This window comes from Arthrobacter sp. TMN-50 (assembly GCF_054511125.1).
On sequence record NZ_JBTNDG010000007.1, the window covers coordinates 1 to 18,912 of the forward strand.

Genomic DNA, 18,912 nt, shown 5'->3' on the forward strand with positions numbered 1-18,912 from the left:
AAAAACAACCACACAACACCACCAAAACGGCATCATGCAGCCAAATTCAACCAATCAATAAAACAATCGGTATCAACAAACATGGCACACTATTGAGTTCTCAAACAACAGGCGCAATTCGAATTTTCTGTAAATATGTTTTCTATTTACATTTCCTCGCTGCGACTTATCTAAAGTTATTCCATCCGCATTCTCTTTGTCAAATCCGCGTTATTTCCGGATTTCGGCAAAAACAACCGAATGAGCCGTCGAAAATTTCAGGTAGATCTGGCTTCTGTGCTGAGCACATGCCGGACTACCTGTTGAATTTCCGAAGGGGGTGGTTGCCACTCAATGGCGGCAACTCAGAAAACATTACACGTGGATCCGGGTGCGCGCAAATCCGCTTGCGACGGCCCAGCATCGAGCGGTCAGACCGGTGACACGTCGACCGTTGCCAGGGTGCGTTTGCCGCGTCGGAGCACCAAATACCGGCCGTGGAGCAGCGAGCCGGCAGTGATCACCGCACCGGGGTCCTGCACCTTGACGTTGTTCACGTAGGCACCGCCCTCCCCCACCGTCCGGCGCGCCGCTGAATTGCTGGCGGACAAACCACTTGCCACCATAAGGTCAATAATCCCCAGTGAGTCGCTGGACACCTGTGCCGTCGGCAGTTCGGCGATCGCCGCAGCCAGGGTGCTTTCGTCCAACCCGGAGAGCTCGCCCTGGCCAAACAGTGCAGCCGACGCGGCAATCACCTTCTCGGTGGCGTCCACGCCGTGAACCAGGGAGTTCACCTCGAACGCCAGGGCACGTTGGGCTTCACGCAGGTGTGGTCGTTCCTCGGCAGCTCCCCCCAGCTCGTCGATCTCCTCACGGGTCTTGAACGTGAAGACCTTCAGCCGTCCCACCACGTCCGAGTCAGCGGTATTGAGCCAGAACTGGTAGAAGGCGTAGGGGCTGGTCAGTTCGGCGTCGATCCAGATGGCATTGCCCTCGCTTTTGCCGAACTTGGTGCCGTCAGAGTTGGTGATCAGCGGGGTACCAATAGCGTGAACGCTCTTCCCCTCGGCACGCCGGATCAGGTCGGTGCCGCTGGTCAGGTTGCCCCACTGATCGGAGCCGCCGGTCTGGAGGGTGCAGTCGTAGCTGCGGTAAAGCTCGAGGAAGTCCAGGCCCTGAAGAATCTGGTAGCTGAACTCCGTGTAGCTGATCCCTGCGTCGGAATTCAGCCGGGCGCTGACGGCGTCTTTGGCCAGCATGTTTCCCACCCGGTAATGTTTGCCAATCTCCCGCAGGAAATCGATGGCACTCAGCGGCGCCGTCCAATCAAGGTTATTAACCATCCGGGCAGGATTGGATCCGGTGAAGTCAAGGTATTTTTCGACCTGCGCCCTGAGCTTTTCGACCCACTCGGCAACGGTCTCGGGAGTGTTGAGTGCGCGTTCCGAGGTGGGCCGCGGATCGCCGATCAGGCCGGTGGATCCCCCGACCAGGCCCAGGGCACGATGGCCGGCGAGCTGCAGCCGGCGCATCGTCAGCAGCTGCACCAGGTGCCCGAGATGCAGACTAGGGGCCGTCGGATCGAATCCGCAGTAAAACGTCACCGGATCTCCCGCGAGGGCATCTTCGAGGGCTTTCTCGTCGGTGGAGACATGAACCAGTCCACGCCACTTCAGTTCCTGCCACACATTGGCGAAAGCTGGGTCGTTGCGCTGGCCGTCAAGGAGTTCGGCGAAGCCTGGGTCTGTGGTTTCTATTTGCTGGGACACAGGCTCTAAATTATCAGTCCTCGATGCCTGCCGGTATTTCACCGGTGGCAATGAGTCGCAGCCGCTGGGTCGGGCGCGTCATGGACACGTACAGGTCGCCAACCCTGATGGATCGCGGGTCGAGCATTTCTGCTGGTTCCAGCACCACGACGCCGTCGAATTCCAGGCCCTTGGCTTCCCGCGGACTGGTGACCACGATGTCCTGGCCCATGCTGCCGGCACCAAAACCAATCCTTCGCCCGTACACTCCGGTCAGCGCCGACCGAACCTCCACCAGAAGCCGTTCGGGGGCGATGATGGCCAGCAATCCACCCTCCACCGCATCGAGTTCTTCCGGCATAGCGGTCAGGAGCGCCGGAATCAGCTCAGGCACCCGGTCAACGAGGGGAGCCCAGCGTCCCTCACGCACTGCCTTGGGCGCCGAGACCACCAGGCCCGCGGCGTTGGCCATGCGGGCGGCGGCTTCGGCGATCTGCGCGGGCGTGCGGTAGTTGACGGTTAGTTCCTCGAGCTGCCAACGCTCCCCTACAAACGGTTCCAACGCCTGCTGCCAGGAGTTTGATCCCGCCGCTGAGCTGGTCTGCGCAATGTCCCCCACGATGGTGAACGACTTCAGCGGACAACGGCGCATCAGGACCCGCCACTGCATCGGCGAGAGTTCCTGTGCTTCATCCACCACGATGTGGCCGAAGGCCCAGGTCCTGTCGACCGAGGCGCGTTCGGCTGCGCTCATCCTGGCTTCGGTGACCGCGTTGTGGTCGGCCAGGTCTTCAGCAGTGAGCACCCCATCAACCCCTGAATCGGCGAGAGATTCGTTGACGTTCTCCAGGGTCCGCTCGGCGTTCGCCAGATCCCGCCGGCGCTCCTGATCCCGGACCGCCGTGTCGCGCCCAGCTGACGGGTCGAGGTCACCGAGCAGCTCGGCGGCTTCGTCCAACAACGCCACATCCGCTTCGGTCCACGGGGCTCCGACGGGCCGGGTGAGGTGGGCCAGTTCAGCGTCGGTGAATCCTGGCGCGGCAGCGGCGAGAATCCCGGGTTTTGTGAGCAGTTCGGCAACAAACTTTTCGGGGGTGAGGGGCATCCACGCGAGGTTCAACGCTATCCGGACGTCGCGCGAGCTGCGCACGTCCTCGGCCAGATAGGACCGGTCCGCGGTGTTCCCCGCGCCCGACGATTCCTCAAGCTGCTCGGTGAGTTGCTCGGTCAATTCCCGCAGCAGAATCTTGACGAACGTCACGCGGGCCTCGTTATGGGGTTTCCCAGTGGCGCGGGCACGGTCGCGGGCCTTGCGGACCTGTCGCGGGGACAGGGTCAGGAGGGTACCTTCCACGTTGAGCCGCTTGTCCTCGTTGGGTATTCGCTGGCGGTTCGCCAACGCGCGTCGCAGCACCTCAACCATGTCCAGGCGACCCTTGATTTCTGCCGCGCCCTCGGTGGGCTCCTGCACGGCAGTAATGCCGGGCATCAGGCTGCCAATGCTGGCCATCACCACGCCGGTTTCGCCGAGGGACGGCAGCACCCTCTCAATGTATTTCATGAACGCGTTGGTCGGGCCCACGAGCAGAACACCAGCCGACTTCAGCCGTTCGCGGTGCGTATAAAGAAGATAGGCGGCGCGGTGCAGGGCTACTGCGGTCTTGCCAGTGCCCGGTCCACCCTGGACGACGACGACGCCCTGAAGTGGTGCGCGGATCACGCGGTCCTGCTCGGCCTGAATCGTGCCGACGATGTCAGACATCTGCCCGGTGCGCTTCGAATTCAGCGCAGCGAGCAGTGCACCCTCGCCCTGCAGGGATTCGTCTTCGGTCAACAGCGCGGCGTCCAACACATCATCTTCAATGGCCAGGACGTTCCGTCTGGACAGAATCAGGTGACGACGCCGTCGCACGCCCATCCTTTCAAAGGCGGTGGCCTGATAAAAGGTTCCCGCCTCGGGGGCACGCCAGTCGACCATCAGCTGCTGAAGGTCCTCGGTGGACAGCCCGATCCTGCCGATGTACCGCTCGTCGCCGTCGTCGAGGTCCAGGCGGCCGAACACGAGGCGATCGTCCACGGCGTTCAACTGCGCCAGCCGGTCCTCGTACATGGTGGCAAAAGCATCGCGTTCAGAGCGATTCTGGTGCGATCCAGCCGACAGGGAACGGCGCACCTCGGCGAGTTGCCCCCGCTTTTCGTCGCGGAGCTTGTCAAGCCGCTGGTACAGCCCCGCCACATAGCCGCGCTCGTGCTCGAGCTCGTTACGGGCCGTGGATGTGTGATGCATTATGCGTTTCCCTCTCGCCAAAGGCAGACCGTCAATTCTACAGTGCAGGTAACACTTTTGGCATGGTCAATGAATCCTAGGCGGACGCCACGGCGTGCACCCGACGCTGTTGCACTGTCTGTCGTCCCTGTAACGCCTCAAGTTCCAACACCACTGCGCAGCCCACAACCTCAGCCCCACAGGAGTCAAACAGGGCGGTTGCTGCGGCGAGGGTTCCACCCGTGGCCAGGACGTCATCAAGGATGAGGACCCGGGTGCCGGGGACGACGTCGTCCCGGTGGATTTCCAGCGCGGCCTCCCCATACTCGAGGCTGTAGGACTCGGAGTGGACCGGGCGGGGTAGCTTGCCGGGTTTGCGGACCGCGATGACGCCCGTCCCGGCCGCGTAGGCGACGGCCGCGGCGAGGAGGAATCCGCGGGCCTCGATCCCTGCGACCACGTCGAATTGGCCCGTGAAGGGCCCCATCAGGTCGTCGATGACGGCCCGGAATGCAGGGCCGTCAGCAAATACCGGGGTGAGATCGCGGAAGCTGATCCCTGGCTGGGGGAAATCCTCAACCGTGAGGCCGAGCCGGTCGATGTAGTCCTGGGCAGTGGTTCGCGCGACTGCTGACGGCGAGGCTGTTGGCGCCGAAACGTCGGGCACTGAATTATTCACCCGTTAACTGTACGGGCTGCACGGGGCTTGGCCGCGCGGTAGCGGGACACTGTGGGGTCGTCGGTGAGCCAGTACCGCCACCGATACTCGGTGCCACCGCCGGCCCCCGCCACGCCGACGCGGGGGCCGCTCGACACGACGGCCGGATCGGCGGGGGTCTCGGGCAGTGTCAGGGCGAGGGGACCACCGAACAGATCGGCGCCGTCGAACGTCCGGTTCAGGCCGAGTGCCTGCGCCAGCCGGGCGGGTCCGCGGGCCAGGTCAAGCTCCACGCGGGGGAAACCGCGGCGTCCGCGGGCGACGTCGCGGCCCTCAACAATTTCGCCGGCCCGCAACAACAGTCCAGTCGCTTCACCCGGTTGGCCGCAGACCACATTGGCGCAGTAGTGCATTCCATAGGTGAAGTACACGTACAGGTGGCCCGGGGCGCCAAACATGGTCGCGTTTCGTGCGGTTTGACCCCGGAAGGCGTGCGAACCCGGATCGTCGCGGCCGAGGTACGCTTCCACCTCCGTGATGCGCACCGCAACGCGCTCGGTGCCATCGTCGTGAGTGAGGCTGGCCCCCAGCAGGGTGTGGGCAACCTCGGTGGCGGGCAGGGCCAGGCGGTTTCGGTCGGTCGTGCAATCCACAGCACAAGACGGTAGCAAACACCTGGCCCAATCTGCTCACCGTGATGTCCGATTCCCGCTAGCTACAGGTGGTGCAACCTGCGACGATGGGGAGATGGACTTCTGGCAGCAATACCGGGCGATCGATTCGTGCGATGCCCGTTTCGACGGGCAGTTCGTCACGGCCGTAGCGTCGACGAAGATCTACTGCCGTCCGTCCTGCCCGGCGAGGACACCGAAGCCCGGCAATGTCACCTTCTATCAGACCTCCGCCGCAGCCCATCAGGCAGGCTATCGAGCCTGCAAGCGGTGCCTCCCCGAGGCTGTACCGGGAACCCCCGCCTGGAACGTGCGATCGGATGCTGCGGCTCGGGCGATGCGGCTGATTTCCGATGGCGAGGTGGACCGGACCGGGGTCACCGGTCTGGCCGCGCGCCTCGGCTACTCGAGCCGTCAGCTGAACAGGATCCTGCACCAGGAACTTGGCGCTGGCCCGCTGGCCCTCGCCCGGGCCTCCCGCGCCCAGACCGCCCGGTCCCTGCTGACCGCCACCGACCTGTTGTTCGCCGATATCGCCTTCGCCGCCGGGTTCAGTAGCGTCAGGCAGTTCAACGACACCGTGCAGGAAGTGTTTGCGCTGACTCCCTCCGAGCTGCGGGCCCGCGCAACCATCCCTAATCGCCGCAGCGCCGGTAACGGCGGCCGCGAAGCGGGGACCACTCTGTCGCTGCTGCTGCCGCTGCGGGCACCGTACGATCCCGGCATCTTCGATTTCCTGCGTTTGCGTGCCGTCGAGGGGGTGGAACACGCCACTACTGAGACGTACGAACGGCTGCTGCAACTGCCTGGCGGGCAGGCGTGGTTCAGCGCACGATTGGCGACAGCATCCAACAGTGTCCCGGCTTTGGCGGTCGACGTGTTGGTCGAGAAGTTACCGGACCTGCCGGTGTTGCTGTCCCGGATCCGCAGGCTTTTCGACCTCGACGCTGACCCGCTGGCGGTGGACGGCGTGCTGGGCTCCGATCCTCTCCTCGCCAGCCGGGTGCTGTTCATTCCCGGCATCCGCGTCCCCGGCGCAATAGACCCGCACGAGATTTTGCTGCGCGCTTTGGTCGGCCAACAAATCACCGTGAAAGCGGCGCGCACCGCCCTGCACCGCCTGGCGGTGTTGGGCAGTCCATCAACCCTGGCACGCACCGAGACATCTGCCAAGCACCAGGTCTACCGGCTGTTCCCCACCGCTGCGCAGGTCGCCGCCGGTGGCGCCGGGCTGCTCAAGGGTCCCGCCCGGCGGATTGACAGTGTGTTGCAGGTGAGCGCGGCGCTGGCCGACGGCAGCCTCCAGTTCGGGGTGCAGGACAGTGTTGCCGACCTTGAGCGCAAGCTCCTGCCGCTCCCTGGAATTGGTCCGTGGACCGTCAACTATGTGGCGATGCGCGTTCTCGGCGCCACCGATATCCAGTTGACCAACGATGCGGCGGTCCGGAACGGATGGGTGGCACTGGCCGGCCCCTCAGTATCAGCCGATCCTCGCCGGGTAGCGGCCGCCGTGGAAAGATTCAGCCCCTGGCGTTCGTACGCGACGATGCACCTCTGGCGCCTTGCAGCCACCCCCACACCTTCCTCACCGAAAGCAGTATCCTCATGATCCTCGTTCCTCCTCCCGCCTGCCACCAGACCACCGTCCGCACCCCCGATGGGCCGTTCACCATCCTGGAACAGGATGGTGAAGTTCTCGCGTCAGGCTGGACTGCTGACCTCGCGGATCTCATCGGACAAATCCATCCGGCGCTCCGTACCCCTGAAATGCCGCAGGTGGTGGACCCGGCGGAACTTGGCCCCCTCACCGCCGCCGTTACTGCCTATTACGACGGCGAGGTCGGGGCGATTGACTCGGTGACCGTGCGGCAGGTATCGGGTCCGTTCCGCAGCCACGCCTGGGACATGCTGCGGACGGTGCAACCCGGTCAGCCGGTGACTTACGCGCAATACGCGTCACTGGCAGGAAACGCTGCGGCGGTGCGTGCCGCGGCGGGGGCGTGCGCCAAGAATGCTGCAGCGCTGTTCGTGCCGTGCCACCGGGTGATCCGCACCGATGGGTCCCTAGGCGGCTTCCGCTGGGGTCTTGAGGTGAAGGCCAGTCTCCTGGCCCGCGAAGCAGCTCACTCGGCGGCGGTATTGGCCCGGTAAAAGTCTTCGAGGACCCGTAGTTTACGGACGCTGATGTGAGGGGTATCACCGTCGAGATCCACCCCTACGGCATCGAGGTGCGCATGCCACCGGGCCATGAGCGCTGCGGTTTCGGTAGGGTCCTCCACCACATGCCGGACAGTGAGTATCGTGACGGAACCGGTGGCGGTGAAGTCCACCTCGGCCTGCTCGACGCGCGGCTGTTGAGTGGGATCGGCGGTTAGTGCGTCCTTGACCCTGGGCAGCCTTGCCTCGAAGCGCCGGTCAAAGTGGATCATGGTGATGCCGTCGGCGATTTCGAGCTCGCCCATGGTGTGCGAAACCTGATACTTGGCGGCGTATTCATTCCTCAGTGCCGCCCAGTCGGCACCGGGCCGGACGGTCCGCCCGGCGGCGACGTCATCCAGTGCGTCGAGGATGAGCTGCCAGCCCGCTGCCCCCTCGGTGAGGAACTCTGCGGTCTCAGAACGGGCCCGGAACTGGAGGAGGGTGCCACCGGAGCAGTCGAGGACCCGCCATTCCAGCAGAGATTCGAGCCCCATGCTGTCGTCCCAGCTGACCTGCAGACTCGTGGGTGGATTCAGTTGCAGGACGGTTCCGGTGGAGAGATCCCCGCTCATATCCAGCGAATATTCCTTGCCCAGGATCCACCCCGGGGTGAGCCTTCCGAGCCATTGGGCCACCCGGGCGGGATCGGTGAGGAGATTCCAGATGAAGGAGCGCGGGTAATCGAACTGCCGGTCAAAAGCGATCACATAGCCATCGCTCAGCCGTTCGATTCGGCCCAGCGGCTCGGCGCGATCTGAGATCGAATCGAGCTGCAACTCGCCGGTGAGTTGGGATTCCATGGCGCCTCCTGCGACAGGCTGCTCCCAACCTACCCCAGGGGCCAGCCTTCCGGAAGGGGTCCCTATCGGGGTGCTACTGCCGCAGGCCAGGGCAGCAGCTCCGGCAGGGCTACGGTGTCTGCGGCTGTTGCCGCATCGGTCGCTTCCAGTCCCCCGACGGGTTCGCGGCCCGCCAGCCAGGCTGCGAGGTCCTGCAGTGCCCCGGTGACGACGACGGTGTGGGCGGCCTCCGACGCGTCATCGGGGCCGGGCGCCTGGACTGTGATGGATTCCTCGCCCAGGGGCTGCAGCTTCAGGGCGGTCCCCGCCGGCACCCGGGCGGCAAGGAAGTCGATCAGGTAATGGCAGAAGCGGTCGCTCCAGTCCCGCGAGGTGGTGCCGACGTCAAGATCGGACCCATGGATGACCAGTTCCCGCCACAGGGCCAGGGCGCCGTCGTACACCGTCCCGTCCCGGTAGGAGATTTTCGCCTCCCAATGGTCACGGGCATGCTCGAACGCGCCGACGGCGGCGTCGACGGCCGCCACCAGCGCGTCCTTCTGCTCGGCGGCGGGACGTTGCGCCCTGACCTCGATTGCCTGGACCCGGCCGTCATAGCCGCCGTCGTACAGCTCGATTGTCTTCCCCTGCGCAGCGTATTCAACCTGCCGTTGCATGGCGCGGGCAATCCCCTCCGCGTGGGCCACCACATGAGCCCGCGACCAGCCCGGTAACGCCGTCGGCTCGCCGAAGGAGGTGTCGTCCAGGCCTTTGACGGTTGCTTTGAAGTCTTCGCCCGCGACAGCGAGACCGGCTGATACTTCGCGGATGAGATGTTCAATCATTGAGGTCCTCTTCGTTAGGGCCCGCTGAGGGCGCGTGCTTTAGATCCTTTTTTCGAGGGTACCCCGCACTTCCGAAAGGAAGCTGACCGCCGTGATCAGCTCGTCGCGCAGTGCCTGCAACTGTCGTTCCACAGCGGCCGGCGCCGTGCCACCCTGTGAGTCGCGGCTGTTCAGTGAACCCTCGACGGTGAGCACCTCCCGGACACCGGGGGTGAGGTGAGCAGAAATTGACGAGTAGTCCGCGTCACTGAGGTCCCACAGTTCAACGCCGCGCCCCTCGGCCAGCCTGACTGCCGCACCGGAGAGTTCGTGGGCTTCCCGGAAGGGAACCCCCTGGCGGACCAGCCATTCGGCAATATCAGTGGCAAGGGCGAACCCCTGGGGTGCCAGGGACGCCATCCGCTCCGTGTTGAACGTCAACGTGGCGATCATGCCCGAGACGGCCGGCAGGAGCACTTCAAGGGTGTCGGTCGCGTCGAAGACGGGCTCCTTGTCTTCCTGCAGGTCACGGTTGTAGGCCAGCGGCAAACCCTTGAGGGTGGCCAGCAACCCGGTGAGGTTACCGATCAGGCGGCCTGCTTTACCGCGAGCCAGTTCGGCGACGTCGGGGTTCTTCTTCTGCGGCATGATCGATGACCCGGTGGAATAGGAGTCATGGAGGGTAACGAAGGAGAACTCCTTGGTGGCCCACAGGATCACCTCTTCGCTGATCCGGGACAGGTCCACCCCGATCATGGAGGCAATCCACGCGAACTCGGCGTAGACATCCCGTGCCGCAGTCCCGTCGATCGAGTTGTGGGTGGCCGAGGCGAAACCCAGCTCGGCGGCAACGGCCTGCGGGTCCAGTCCCAGTGAAGAACCTGCCAGCGCGCCGGACCCATAGGGTGACACGGCGGCCCGCTTGTCCCAGTCCTGCAATCGCTGCACATCGCGCAGCAGCGCCCAGGCGTGGGCAAGCAGGTGGTGGCTGAGCAGAACCGGCTGGGCATGCTGCAGATGGGTGCGGCCCGGCATGGGGACCCGCAGGTGATCCTCCGCCTGCTGGACCAGCGCATCGATGGTCGCCAGCACCCCATCGGCGATGATCCGTGCATGGTCCCGCAGATACATCCGCCCCAGGGTAGCCACCTGGTCGTTGCGGGACCGGCCTGCACGTAGCTTGCCACCCAGCTGTACGCCGGCACGTTCGATCAGTCCGCGTTCCAGCGACCCATGAACGTCCTCGTCCGATTCGGCGGGCGTGTAGGTGCCGGACCGGACGTCGTCGTCGAGGTTGTCGAGGGCCGCGAGCATACCGGTGAGCTCGCCGTCGTCGAGCAGGCCGGCCCGGTGCAGCACCCGGGCGTGGGCCCTGGATCCCGCGATGTCATAGACCGCGAGGCGCCAGTCAAAGTGGGTCGACTTGCTCAGTGCGGCCAGCGCGTCGGCGGGTCCGCCGTCGAACCGACCACCCCAGAGGGCGCCCTCGTTGGTGGAGGCTCCCGCCATTGCTACTGACCCGCCCGCTCGTCGCGGCCGGAGGCCACCTTGGAGGACAGGCCGAAGATTTCAATGAAGCCGCGGGCCATCGACTGGTCGAAGGTGTCACCGGTGTCGTAGGTGGCCAGGTTGAAGTCGTACAGCGCTGTGTCGGAGCGGCGCCCGGTCACGGTGGCGCGCCCACCGTGCAGGTCCATCCTGATGTCACCGGAGACGTACTTCTGGGTGTCGTCGATGAACGTGTCGAGTGAACGCTTCAGCGGGGAGAACCATTGGCCGTCGTAGACCAGTTCGGTCCAGCGCTGGCCAACGGTCTTCTTGAACCGGGCCTGCTCGCGTTCAACCGTGACGTTTTCGAGTTCCCGGTGGGCGGCGATCAGCGCCATGGCACCGGGTGCCTCGTAGATTTCACGGCTTTTGATGCCCACCAGACGGTCCTCGACGATGTCGATGCGGCCCACGCCCTGGGCACCGGCGCGGCGGTTGAGCTGCTCGATGGCCTGCAACGGGGTGACGGCGACCCCGTCGATGGCGACGGGGATTCCCTCACGGAACGTGATGGTCACCTCGTCTGCGGCTGGGGAGAACTCCGGGGAATCGGTGTACTCGTAGACGTCCTTGGTGGGACCGTTCCAGATGTCTTCGAGGAAGCCTGTTTCGACCGCGCGGCCCCAGACGTTCTGGTCAATCGAGAAGGGGTTCTTCTTGGTGGTCTGGATGGGCAGGTTGTGTTCCTCGGCGAAGGTGATGGCCTTGTCGCGGGTCAGGGCGAGGTCACGCACGGGGGCGATGCAGCGCAGGTCGGGGCCGAGGGTCTGGATACCGACCTCGAAGCGCACCTGGTCGTTGCCCTTGCCGGTGCAGCCGTGGGCCACAGTGGTGGCGCCGAACTGGCGGGCTGCCGCGACGAGGTGCTTCACGATCACCGGGCGGGAGACCGCTGAGACCAGCGGGTAGGCGTCCATGTAGAGGGCGTTGGCCTTCAGCGCTGGCATGCAGTACTCGGTGGCAAATTCGTCGCGGGCGTCAGCCACATAGGCTTCGACGGCGCCGCAGTCGAGTGCGCGTTGGCGGATCTCCTCAAGGGATTCGCCGCCCTGTCCGACGTCGACGGCAACGGCGATGACCTCGGCGCCGGTCGCTTCCGCGATCCAGCCGATGGCCACTGAGGTGTCGAGTCCGCCGGAATAAGCGAGGACAATGCGTTCAGTCATGGGTCTTGCTCCTAGATTCTGTGGGGGTCTTGGGCTGTGTGGTTTCAGGAGAGGGGTTTATTCATGGGGTCCTGCGCGAACTGGCGAAAACGTGCGGCGACGTCCGGCCCACCCGATGGGTCACGGGTCACCAGCATAATCGTGTCATCACCGGCGAGGCTGCCCAGGACCGAGGGCATCACCGAATGGTCAATGGCGAGGGCGAGGAAATTGGCGGCCCCCGGCGGGGTGCGGAGCACCACCAGGTTGCCCGACGCCTCGGCCGTGACCAGCAGTTCGGAACAGAGCCGTGCCAGCCGGGAATCGAGAATTTCCTGGGTGACGCCACTCTGCGGGGTCCGGCCACCGCCCTCGGCGGGTACCGCGTAGACGAGTGTGCCTTCGCCGGCCCGCACCCGGACGGCGCCGAGTTCCACCAGGTCGCGCGAGAGGGTCGCCTGGGTGACGAGGACGCCGTCGTCGGCCAGCAACGCCGCCAATTCGGCCTGCGAGCGAACAGACTGGCCGGTGAGGATCGCCCGGATCCTGGCCTGGCGTGCGGTTTTGGTGGTGGGCTGCAGTTGGGTCATCGCCGGTCCATCAGCCACACCATCAGGGCTTTCTGGGCATGCAACCGGTTTTCGGCCTCGTCCCAGACCACGGACTGTGGGCCGTCGATAACGTCGGCGGCGATCTCGTAGCCGCGGTAGGCGGGCAGGCAGTGGAGCACGACGGCGTCCGGTGCGGCCAGCGCCATCGCGGCGGCGTCCACTCCATAGCTGTTGAACAACTCGTAGGTTGCGTCCTTGGCGCTGGCACTGTCCGGTTCCTGGCCCATCGAGATCCAGGTGTCGGTCGCGACGACGTCGGCGTCGGCCAGTGCCGCGGCCGGGTCAGTGGTGACGAACACCGATCCGCCGGTTTCGGCTGCACGGGCGGTGGCGGCGTCGACCACTGACGGGTGGGGCAGATGCCCGTCGGGACCGGCGATCCGTACGTGCATTCCCGCCGTCGCGCCGGCGAGCAGATAGGAGTTGGCCATGTTGTTGGCGGCGTCGCCCAGGTAGGCGAGAGTGAGCCCAGCCAGGGTCCCCTTGTGTTCGCGGATGGTCAGGAGGTCGGCGAGGAGCTGGCAGGGGTGGTAGTCGTCGGAGAGCGCGTTGATTACCGGGACCTTCGATGAGGCGGCCATTTCCTCAAGGCCGGTCTGGGCGTAGGTGCGCCAGACGATGGTGGAGACCATCCGCTCCAGCACCTTGGCGGTGTCGGTAATGGATTCCTTGTGCCCAAGCTGTGAATCCCCTGCGCCGATGATCAGCGGGGCTCCGCCCAGGTCGGCGATGCCGGTGGCGAAGGAAATCCGGGTGCGGGTGGAGGTCTTGTCGAAGATGACAGCGACGGTCTGTCGCCCGGTGGTGGCTTTTCCACTCCGGTCCAGGCCCGCATAGGTGGCCCGCGAATACGGTGCCTGTTTGAGCTCGAGGGCCAGGTCCAGCACCTCGGTCTGCTCGGCCTGGGTGAGGTCGGTGTCGATCAGGAAGTGGCGGGTCATGGGGTACTTTCCTTTGCAATGGTCAGGATGCCGGGCAGCGCGGCAGTGAAGGTGGCAGCCTGGTCCCGGGTGAGGATCAGCGGCGGTGCCAGGCGCAGGGTGTGCGGGGTGGGAGCGTTCACGATGAAACCCTGGCGTAATGCTTCAGTCACGGCAGCAGCGGCGTAGGCGCCGTCGAGGTCAAATCCGATCAGCAGGCCGTCCCCACGGACCTCCGCGACCTGGTCCACTGTGGCAAGCTCGGCTCGGAGCCAGGCTCCGACGTCGTGCGCATGGCCAAGCAGGTTGGTGGCCTCGATGGTGTGCAGGGTGGCCAGCGCCGCGGCCGTCGCGACGGGATTCCCGCCGAACGTGGTGCCGTGCTGGCCGGGGGCAAGCAGGGCTGACACCGCGTCCCCAAAGGTGACCAGCGCCCCGATCGGGAACCCTCCGCCGAGCCCTTTGGCCAGGGTCATGGCATCCGGCACGATTCCGCTGGGCTGATGGGCAAACCAGGAACCGGTGCGACCGATCCCGGTCTGGACCTCGTCGAGGATCAGCAGCGCGCCAGCCCGGGTGGTGACTTCACGGGCAGCCCGCAGGTATCCGGGCGGGAGCGGGCGGACGCCGGCCTCCCCCTGGATGGGTTCGATGACGACGGCGGCAACCGTCTCGTCGACGGCATTGACCAGCGCCTCGATGTCGCCGAAGGGGAGATGCTCGACGCCGCCGGGCAGAGGTTCGAACGGCTCGCGGTAGGCCTGCTTGGCGGTCAGGGCGAGGGCCCCCATGGTGCGGCCGTGGAAGGCGCCGTCGAGGGCGAGGATCCGGGTCCGGGCCGGTTTTCCATCTTCCGCGGAGGTGCTGTTGCGGCGGGCAAGCTTGAAGGCTGCCTCCACTGCTTCGGTGCCCGAGTTGGCGAAGAACACCTTGGACCCTGCTGGTGCTGCCGAAATCTGCAGCACTTTTTCGGCCAGGGCAATCTGGGTGGGGCTGGTGAAGAAGTTGGACACGTGGCCCAGGGTGGCGAGCTGGCTGGAAATCACCGAGGTAACAAACGGGTGGGCGTGGCCGAGCGCGTTGACGGCGATGCCGCCGAGCAGGTCGAGGTACTGGGTACCGTCGGCGTCCCAGACGGTGCAGCCGGTGCCGCGGACCAGGACCCGCTGCGGGGTGCCGAAGACGCCGAGCAGCGACGCGCTGTACCGGGTAAGCCAGTCGGCACCGGAGGCTTGCTGATCGAGCACTTCGGCGAGCTGTTCTGTGTGATTTGGGTCTGCATGGGTAGGGTCTGTGGGGTTGAGATCCGTCATGATCCGTCCTCGTCCGGTACTACCTGGGTGCCGATGCCGGCGGTGGTAAAGGTTTCGAGCAGCATCGAGTGGGCGAGCCTGCCGTCGACGATGTGCGCGCGTTCGACCCCGCCGTCGACGGCGGCGAGACACGCGGTCATCTTGGGGATCATCCCGGATTCGAGTTGCGGCAGCATGGTCCGCAGTTGGCTGGCGGTGAGCGAGGAGATCAGCGAGGACTTGTCCGGCCAGTTGGCGTACAGTCCCTCGACGTCGGTGAGGATCACCAGTTTGGAGGCGTGCAGCGCCTGGGCGAGAGCAGCGGCGGCGGTGTCGGCGTTGACGTTGAGCACCTGGTTGGTGCCGTCGCCGGCGTCGTCAATTTCCGGAGCCACCGTGGAGATCACGGGGATCCGACCGGCCTCGAGGATGTCGAGGATGGCGGCCGGGTTCACGCCGACCACCTCGCCGACCAGGCCGAGGTCCACCTCGATGCCGTCGACCACCGTACCGGTGCGGGTGGCTTGCAGGAGGCCGCCGTCCTCACCGGAGAGCCCGACGGCGTAGGGGCCGTGGGAGTTGATGAGACCGACGAGCTCGCGTCCTACCTGGCCGGTGAGCACCATCCTGACCACATCCATGGTTTCGGGGGTGGTGACCCGCAGGCCGCCCTTGAATTCGGAGTCGATACCGAGCCGGTTCAGCATGGAGCTGATCTGCGGGCCACCGCCGTGCACGACGACGGGTCGGATGCCCACGTGGTGGAGGAAGACGATGTCTTCGGCGAAGGCGCGGCGCAGGTCCTCGTTGACCATGGCGTTGCCGCCGTATTTGATGACCATGGTGGTGCCAGCGAACCGTTGGATCCACGGCAGCGCTTCGATCAGGGTCTCTGCCTTATCCTGTGCGGCAACGACTGAGTTCATAATGTCCTTCTGTTTTAAGCTGGGGCGGCGAGTACCCGCTACGACGAGTACGCCGAGTTTTCGTGGACGTACTCGTGCGTGAGGTCATTGGTCCAGATGGTTGCGGTTTCGGTGCCAGCGTTGAGGTCGATCTCGACCGTGACGTCCCGCCCGGTGAGGTCCACCAGGTCCCGGGACTCACCGATGCCGCCGTTGCGGCAGATCTGCACGCCGTTCATGTGGACGTTCAACTGTTCCGGCTCGAAGGCCGCGTCGGTGGTGCCCACGGCCGCCAGCACCCGGCCCCAGTTGGGGTCGTTGCCGAAGATCGCCGTCTTGAAGAGGTTTGAGCGGGCAACCGATCGGCACACCGTTTCGGCGTCTTCTTCACTGGCCGCGTTGACGGCGGTGATGGCGATATCATGGCTGGCCCCTTCGGCGTCCTTGATCAGCTGTTGGGCCAGCGAATGGCAGACCCCGGTCAGCGCGTCGGTGAACTCCTGCAGGTCGGGGTTGACCCCGCTGGCGCCAGACGCGAGTAGTACCACCGTGTCGTTGGTGGACATGCACCCGTCCGAATCGGTCCGGTCGAAGGTCAGCCGGGTGGCCGAGCGCAGGGCCGTATCGAGCTGTGCCGGGTCGACAACGGCGTCGGTGGTGAGGACCACCAGCATGGTCGCCAGACCGGGGGCGAGCATGCCCGCACCCTTCGCCATTCCCCCGATGGAGTACCCCTCGCTGGGGGCATCGGCCGACGCCGGATGACGTGCCTCCTTGGACACCGAATCCGTGGTCATGATGGCTTCGGCTGCTGCCTGCCCGCCCGCGGTGGACAGCTGCGCGACGGCATCGCGGACGCCCGGCAGCAGCTTGTCCATGGGAAGCTGTTCCCCGATCAGCCCAGTGGAGCAGATGAAGACGTCACCCGATGAGACGCGCAGTGCGTCGGCGGCGTATTCGGCGGTGGCGTGGGTGTTCTGGAAGCCAACGGCCCCGGTGCAGGCGTTCGCTCCCCCGGAGTTGAGCACCACGGCGTCCACCCTGCCGTCGGAGACCACCTGCCGGGACCACAGCACGGGTGCGGCGGCGACCCGGTTGGTAGTGAAGACCGCGGCGGCGTGGTGTAGCGGCCCGTCGTTGACGACCACAGCAACATCGGCGTTGCCTGACGCCTTGAGCCCGGCGGCTGTACCTGCGGCTCGGAATCCGGCCGGCGCGGTGATGCTCATGGTGCTACTCCCTGCAGGGTGAGCCCAGCGGTCTCGGGGAGACCCAAGGCAATGTTCATGGACTGGATGGCGCCACCGGCGGTGCCCTTGGTGAGGTTGTCGATCACGCAGGTGACGATCACGCGGCCGGCGTGTTCGTCGAAGGCCAACTGGAGGTTGGCGTAGTTGGAGCCAACCACGGCCTTGGTTGCAGGCCACTGTCCCACCGGCAGGACGGTGACGAAGGGTTCGTCGTCGTACGCGGCGGTCCACGCGTCCCTGAGCTGTTCGCCGGTGGTCCCCGGCAACACCCTGGCGGTGGCTGTGGTCAGGATGCCCCGGGACATCGGCGCAAGTGTAGGGGTGAAGGACACCCGGACCTGCTCCCCCGCAGCCAGCGAGAGACCCTGCTCGATTTCGGGAATGTGCCGGTGGCCACCGCCGACTCCATACGGGCTCATCCCGCCCATGACTTCGGAACCCAGCAGGTTGGCTTTCACCGCTTTGCCGGCACCGGACGTGCCGGAGGCGGCAACGATGACGACGTCGTCAGGCTGCAGCAGACCGGCCGCGAAGCCCGGCGTCAGGGCTAGGAGTGAGCTGGTGGGGTAACACCCCGGGACGGCGATCCGGCGGGCGCCGCGGAGTTTCTCCCGGTGGCCGGGCAGCTCGGGAAGCCCATAGGGCCAGGTGCCGGCGTGGGGAGTTCCGTAGAACTTCTCCCAGGCGAGGGGGTCTTCGAGGCGGTGGTCTGCTCCCGCGTCGATCACCAGCGTGGTGGTGGGCAATTGGGCGGCGATTTCAGCGCTGGCTCCATGCGGCAGGGCAAGGACCACCACGTCATGACCGGCGAGGTTTTCCACTGTAGTTTCCTCGAGCAGACGGTCGCTCAGGGCGTGCAGGTGAGGCTGCAGTTCACCGAGCCTCGAACCGGCGCTGCTGTGGGCGGTAATCGCACCGATCGTCACCGAAGGATGGGACGCGAGCAGGCGCAGCACTTCACCGCCGGCGTAGCCGCTGGCACCGGAAACCGCTACCGAAATAGTCATGCTCCCACCCTACAACAGTAATATACATACAGCCACATAACTATGCACGACGTGAGTGATCGTGTCCTGCGTTCTAGCATGGGATCACAGCGCCAGCGAATCAACATACCAATGAAGGAGAGCCTTGATGCCCACAGCCATTGTTGCCCAGCAGGCCGGCGGACCCGAAGTACTGCAGGTGGCCGAAGTGGATCAGCCCACACCGACCGGCTCCGAGCTTGTGGTGCGGGTGGCTGCTGCGGGCGTCAACTACATCGAAACCTATCAGCGCAGCGGTTACTACCCGGTCGACTATCCGTTCACGCCGGGCGCCGAGGCTGCCGGCGAAGTGATGGCGCTGGGCCCCGAGGCGTCCGGCTTTGCCGTCGGCGACCGGGTGGCATTCGCCGAAGGAGTCGGCACCTACGCCCAGTTCACCCTGGTCGAGGCGGGGAAGGCCCTGCCGGTGCCGGACGGGGTCAGCCTTGAGACGGCCGCGGCACTCCCACTGCAGGGCATGACCGCGCATTATCTGATCAACACCACGTTTACGGTGCAACCGGGGCAGACCGTCCTGACGCATGCGGGGGCCGGCGGGGTAGGGCTGTTGCTCATCCAACTGCTCAAGGCCAAGGGTGCGCGGGTCATTACCACGGTATCCACCGACGACAAGGAAGCACTGGCCAGGGAGGCCGGCGCCGACGAGATACTGCGCTACGAGGGCTTCGACACCGCGGTGCGCGACCTGACCAACGGCGTCGGAGTACATGTGGTGTACGACGGCGTGGGCCGGGCCACCTTCGACGGGTCACTGGCGGCGCTGCGGAAGCGGGGCACGCTGGTGCTGTTCGGCGCCGCGTCCGGGCCGGTTCCGGCGTTCGACCCGCAGCGACTGGCCGCCGCAGGGTCGGTTCACCTGACTCGCCCGCGACTGCCCGATTACCTGCTCAGCGTCGAAGAGCGGCGCCGGCGCTCCTCGGAGGTCTTCGCGGCCGTGGTGGACGGCTCGTTGAGGGTCCGCATCGGGGCGACCTATCCGCTGGAAGCCGCAGCCCAGGCCCACACGGACCTTGAGGCGCGCCGGACCACCGGGAAAGTGCTGCTCGTTCCCTAGAGTCCGGGGTGGCC

18 protein-coding genes are annotated in these 18,912 nt (G+C 65.6%); 4 read left to right on the forward strand and 14 right to left on the reverse strand.

Annotation, left to right across the window (positions count from 1 at the left end; all coding sequences use genetic code 11):
* The coding region (locus tag ACX80A_RS09860; protein ID WP_459259526.1) for a hypothetical protein at window positions 1-422 on the forward strand (422 nt) is incomplete at its 5' end.
* Here ACX80A_RS09860 and tyrS read toward each other — a convergent pair.
* The 4 genes from tyrS to ACX80A_RS09880 all read right to left on the reverse strand — a co-directional run bounded on the left by tyrS (window position 411) and on the right by ACX80A_RS09880 (window position 5,307).
* Window positions 411-1,751, reverse strand: coding sequence for a tyrosine--tRNA ligase (gene tyrS / locus ACX80A_RS09865; protein WP_459259527.1), 1,341 nt, complete (start codon window positions 1,749-1,751; stop codon window positions 411-413). The genes ACX80A_RS09860 and tyrS overlap by 12 nt on opposite strands.
* Before the next feature lie 13 nt (window positions 1,752-1,764).
* Window positions 1,765-4,017: a HelD family protein gene (locus ACX80A_RS09870; RefSeq protein ID WP_459259528.1), complete on the reverse strand. Its 2,253-nt coding sequence runs from the start codon at window positions 4,015-4,017 to the stop codon at window positions 1,765-1,767.
* 76 nt (window positions 4,018-4,093) lie between these two features.
* Window positions 4,094-4,675: an adenine phosphoribosyltransferase gene (locus ACX80A_RS09875; protein WP_459259529.1), complete on the reverse strand. Its 582-nt coding sequence runs from the start codon at window positions 4,673-4,675 to the stop codon at window positions 4,094-4,096.
* Complete coding sequence (locus tag ACX80A_RS09880) at window positions 4,672-5,307, reverse strand: DNA-3-methyladenine glycosylase (RefSeq protein ID WP_459259530.1); 636 nt, start codon at window positions 5,305-5,307, stop codon at window positions 4,672-4,674. Before ACX80A_RS09880 ends, ACX80A_RS09875 begins: the two co-directional genes overlap by 4 nt.
* 94 nt (window positions 5,308-5,401) lie before the next feature.
* Here ACX80A_RS09880 and ACX80A_RS09885 point away from each other — a divergent pair, with 94 nt between their 5' ends.
* Together ACX80A_RS09885 and ACX80A_RS09890 are read left to right on the forward strand one after the other, a co-directional pair.
* Window positions 5,402-6,934 (forward strand): DNA-3-methyladenine glycosylase 2 family protein, encoded by a 1,533-nt coding sequence (locus ACX80A_RS09885; RefSeq protein WP_459259531.1) that lies wholly within the window; start codon window positions 5,402-5,404, stop codon window positions 6,932-6,934.
* Window positions 6,931-7,476 (forward strand): methylated-DNA--[protein]-cysteine S-methyltransferase, encoded by a 546-nt coding sequence (locus ACX80A_RS09890; protein ID WP_459259532.1) that lies wholly within the window; start codon window positions 6,931-6,933, stop codon window positions 7,474-7,476. Before ACX80A_RS09885 ends, ACX80A_RS09890 begins: the two co-directional genes overlap by 4 nt.
* Here the strand turns inward: ACX80A_RS09890 and ACX80A_RS09895 are convergent.
* From ACX80A_RS09895 to argC, 10 genes are all read right to left on the reverse strand, one after another.
* A complete protein-coding gene (locus ACX80A_RS09895; RefSeq protein WP_459259533.1) occupies window positions 7,449-8,324 on the reverse strand; it encodes an SRPBCC domain-containing protein in 876 nt (291 codons plus the stop codon). The genes ACX80A_RS09890 and ACX80A_RS09895 overlap by 28 nt on opposite strands.
* Window positions 8,325-8,386: 62 nt before the next feature.
* Window positions 8,387-9,148 (reverse strand): maleylpyruvate isomerase family mycothiol-dependent enzyme, encoded by a 762-nt coding sequence (locus tag ACX80A_RS09900; RefSeq protein WP_459259534.1) that lies wholly within the window; start codon window positions 9,146-9,148, stop codon window positions 8,387-8,389.
* A 39-nt stretch (window positions 9,149-9,187) separates the two neighbouring features.
* Window positions 9,188-10,636: an argininosuccinate lyase gene (gene argH, locus ACX80A_RS09905; protein WP_459259535.1), complete on the reverse strand. Its 1,449-nt coding sequence runs from the start codon at window positions 10,634-10,636 to the stop codon at window positions 9,188-9,190.
* A 2-nt stretch (window positions 10,637-10,638) separates the two neighbouring features.
* Entirely contained in the window at window positions 10,639-11,841 is a 1,203-nt protein-coding gene (locus ACX80A_RS09910; RefSeq protein ID WP_459259536.1) for an argininosuccinate synthase, read from the reverse strand.
* Between the two features lie 44 nt (window positions 11,842-11,885).
* Window positions 11,886-12,410 carry an arginine repressor gene (locus ACX80A_RS09915; RefSeq protein ID WP_459259537.1) on the reverse strand — a complete coding sequence of 175 codons (525 nt, stop codon included), beginning with the start codon at window positions 12,408-12,410 and terminating at the stop codon, window positions 11,886-11,888.
* Window positions 12,407-13,372 carry an ornithine carbamoyltransferase gene (argF, locus tag ACX80A_RS09920; RefSeq protein ID WP_459259538.1) on the reverse strand — a complete coding sequence of 322 codons (966 nt, stop codon included), beginning with the start codon at window positions 13,370-13,372 and terminating at the stop codon, window positions 12,407-12,409. The genes ACX80A_RS09915 and argF overlap by 4 nt, the downstream gene beginning before the upstream one ends.
* Window positions 13,369-14,664 carry an acetylornithine transaminase gene (locus ACX80A_RS09925; RefSeq protein WP_459259539.1) on the reverse strand — a complete coding sequence of 432 codons (1,296 nt, stop codon included), beginning with the start codon at window positions 14,662-14,664 and terminating at the stop codon, window positions 13,369-13,371. Before ACX80A_RS09925 ends, argF begins: the two co-directional genes overlap by 4 nt.
* The gene (gene argB, locus ACX80A_RS09930) at window positions 14,661-15,569 is read right to left on the reverse strand and encodes an acetylglutamate kinase (protein ID WP_459259540.1); all 909 of its coding nucleotides are present in this window, start codon (window positions 15,567-15,569) and stop codon (window positions 14,661-14,663) included. The genes ACX80A_RS09925 and argB overlap by 4 nt, the downstream gene beginning before the upstream one ends.
* A gap of 38 nt (window positions 15,570-15,607) precedes the next feature.
* Window positions 15,608-16,777, reverse strand: a complete 1,170-nt coding sequence (gene argJ / locus ACX80A_RS09935; RefSeq protein ID WP_459259541.1) for a bifunctional glutamate N-acetyltransferase/amino-acid acetyltransferase ArgJ — start codon at window positions 16,775-16,777, stop codon at window positions 15,608-15,610.
* A complete protein-coding gene (gene argC, locus ACX80A_RS09940) occupies window positions 16,774-17,805 on the reverse strand; it encodes an N-acetyl-gamma-glutamyl-phosphate reductase (protein WP_459259542.1) in 1,032 nt (343 codons plus the stop codon). Before argC ends, argJ begins: the two co-directional genes overlap by 4 nt.
* A gap of 127 nt (window positions 17,806-17,932) precedes the next feature.
* On the opposite strand from argC, the gene ACX80A_RS09945 reads away from it, so the two are divergent.
* Window positions 17,933-18,898, forward strand: coding sequence for a quinone oxidoreductase family protein (locus ACX80A_RS09945; RefSeq protein ID WP_459259543.1), 966 nt, complete (start codon window positions 17,933-17,935; stop codon window positions 18,896-18,898).
* The last annotated feature ends 14 nt before the right edge of the window (window positions 18,899-18,912 follow it).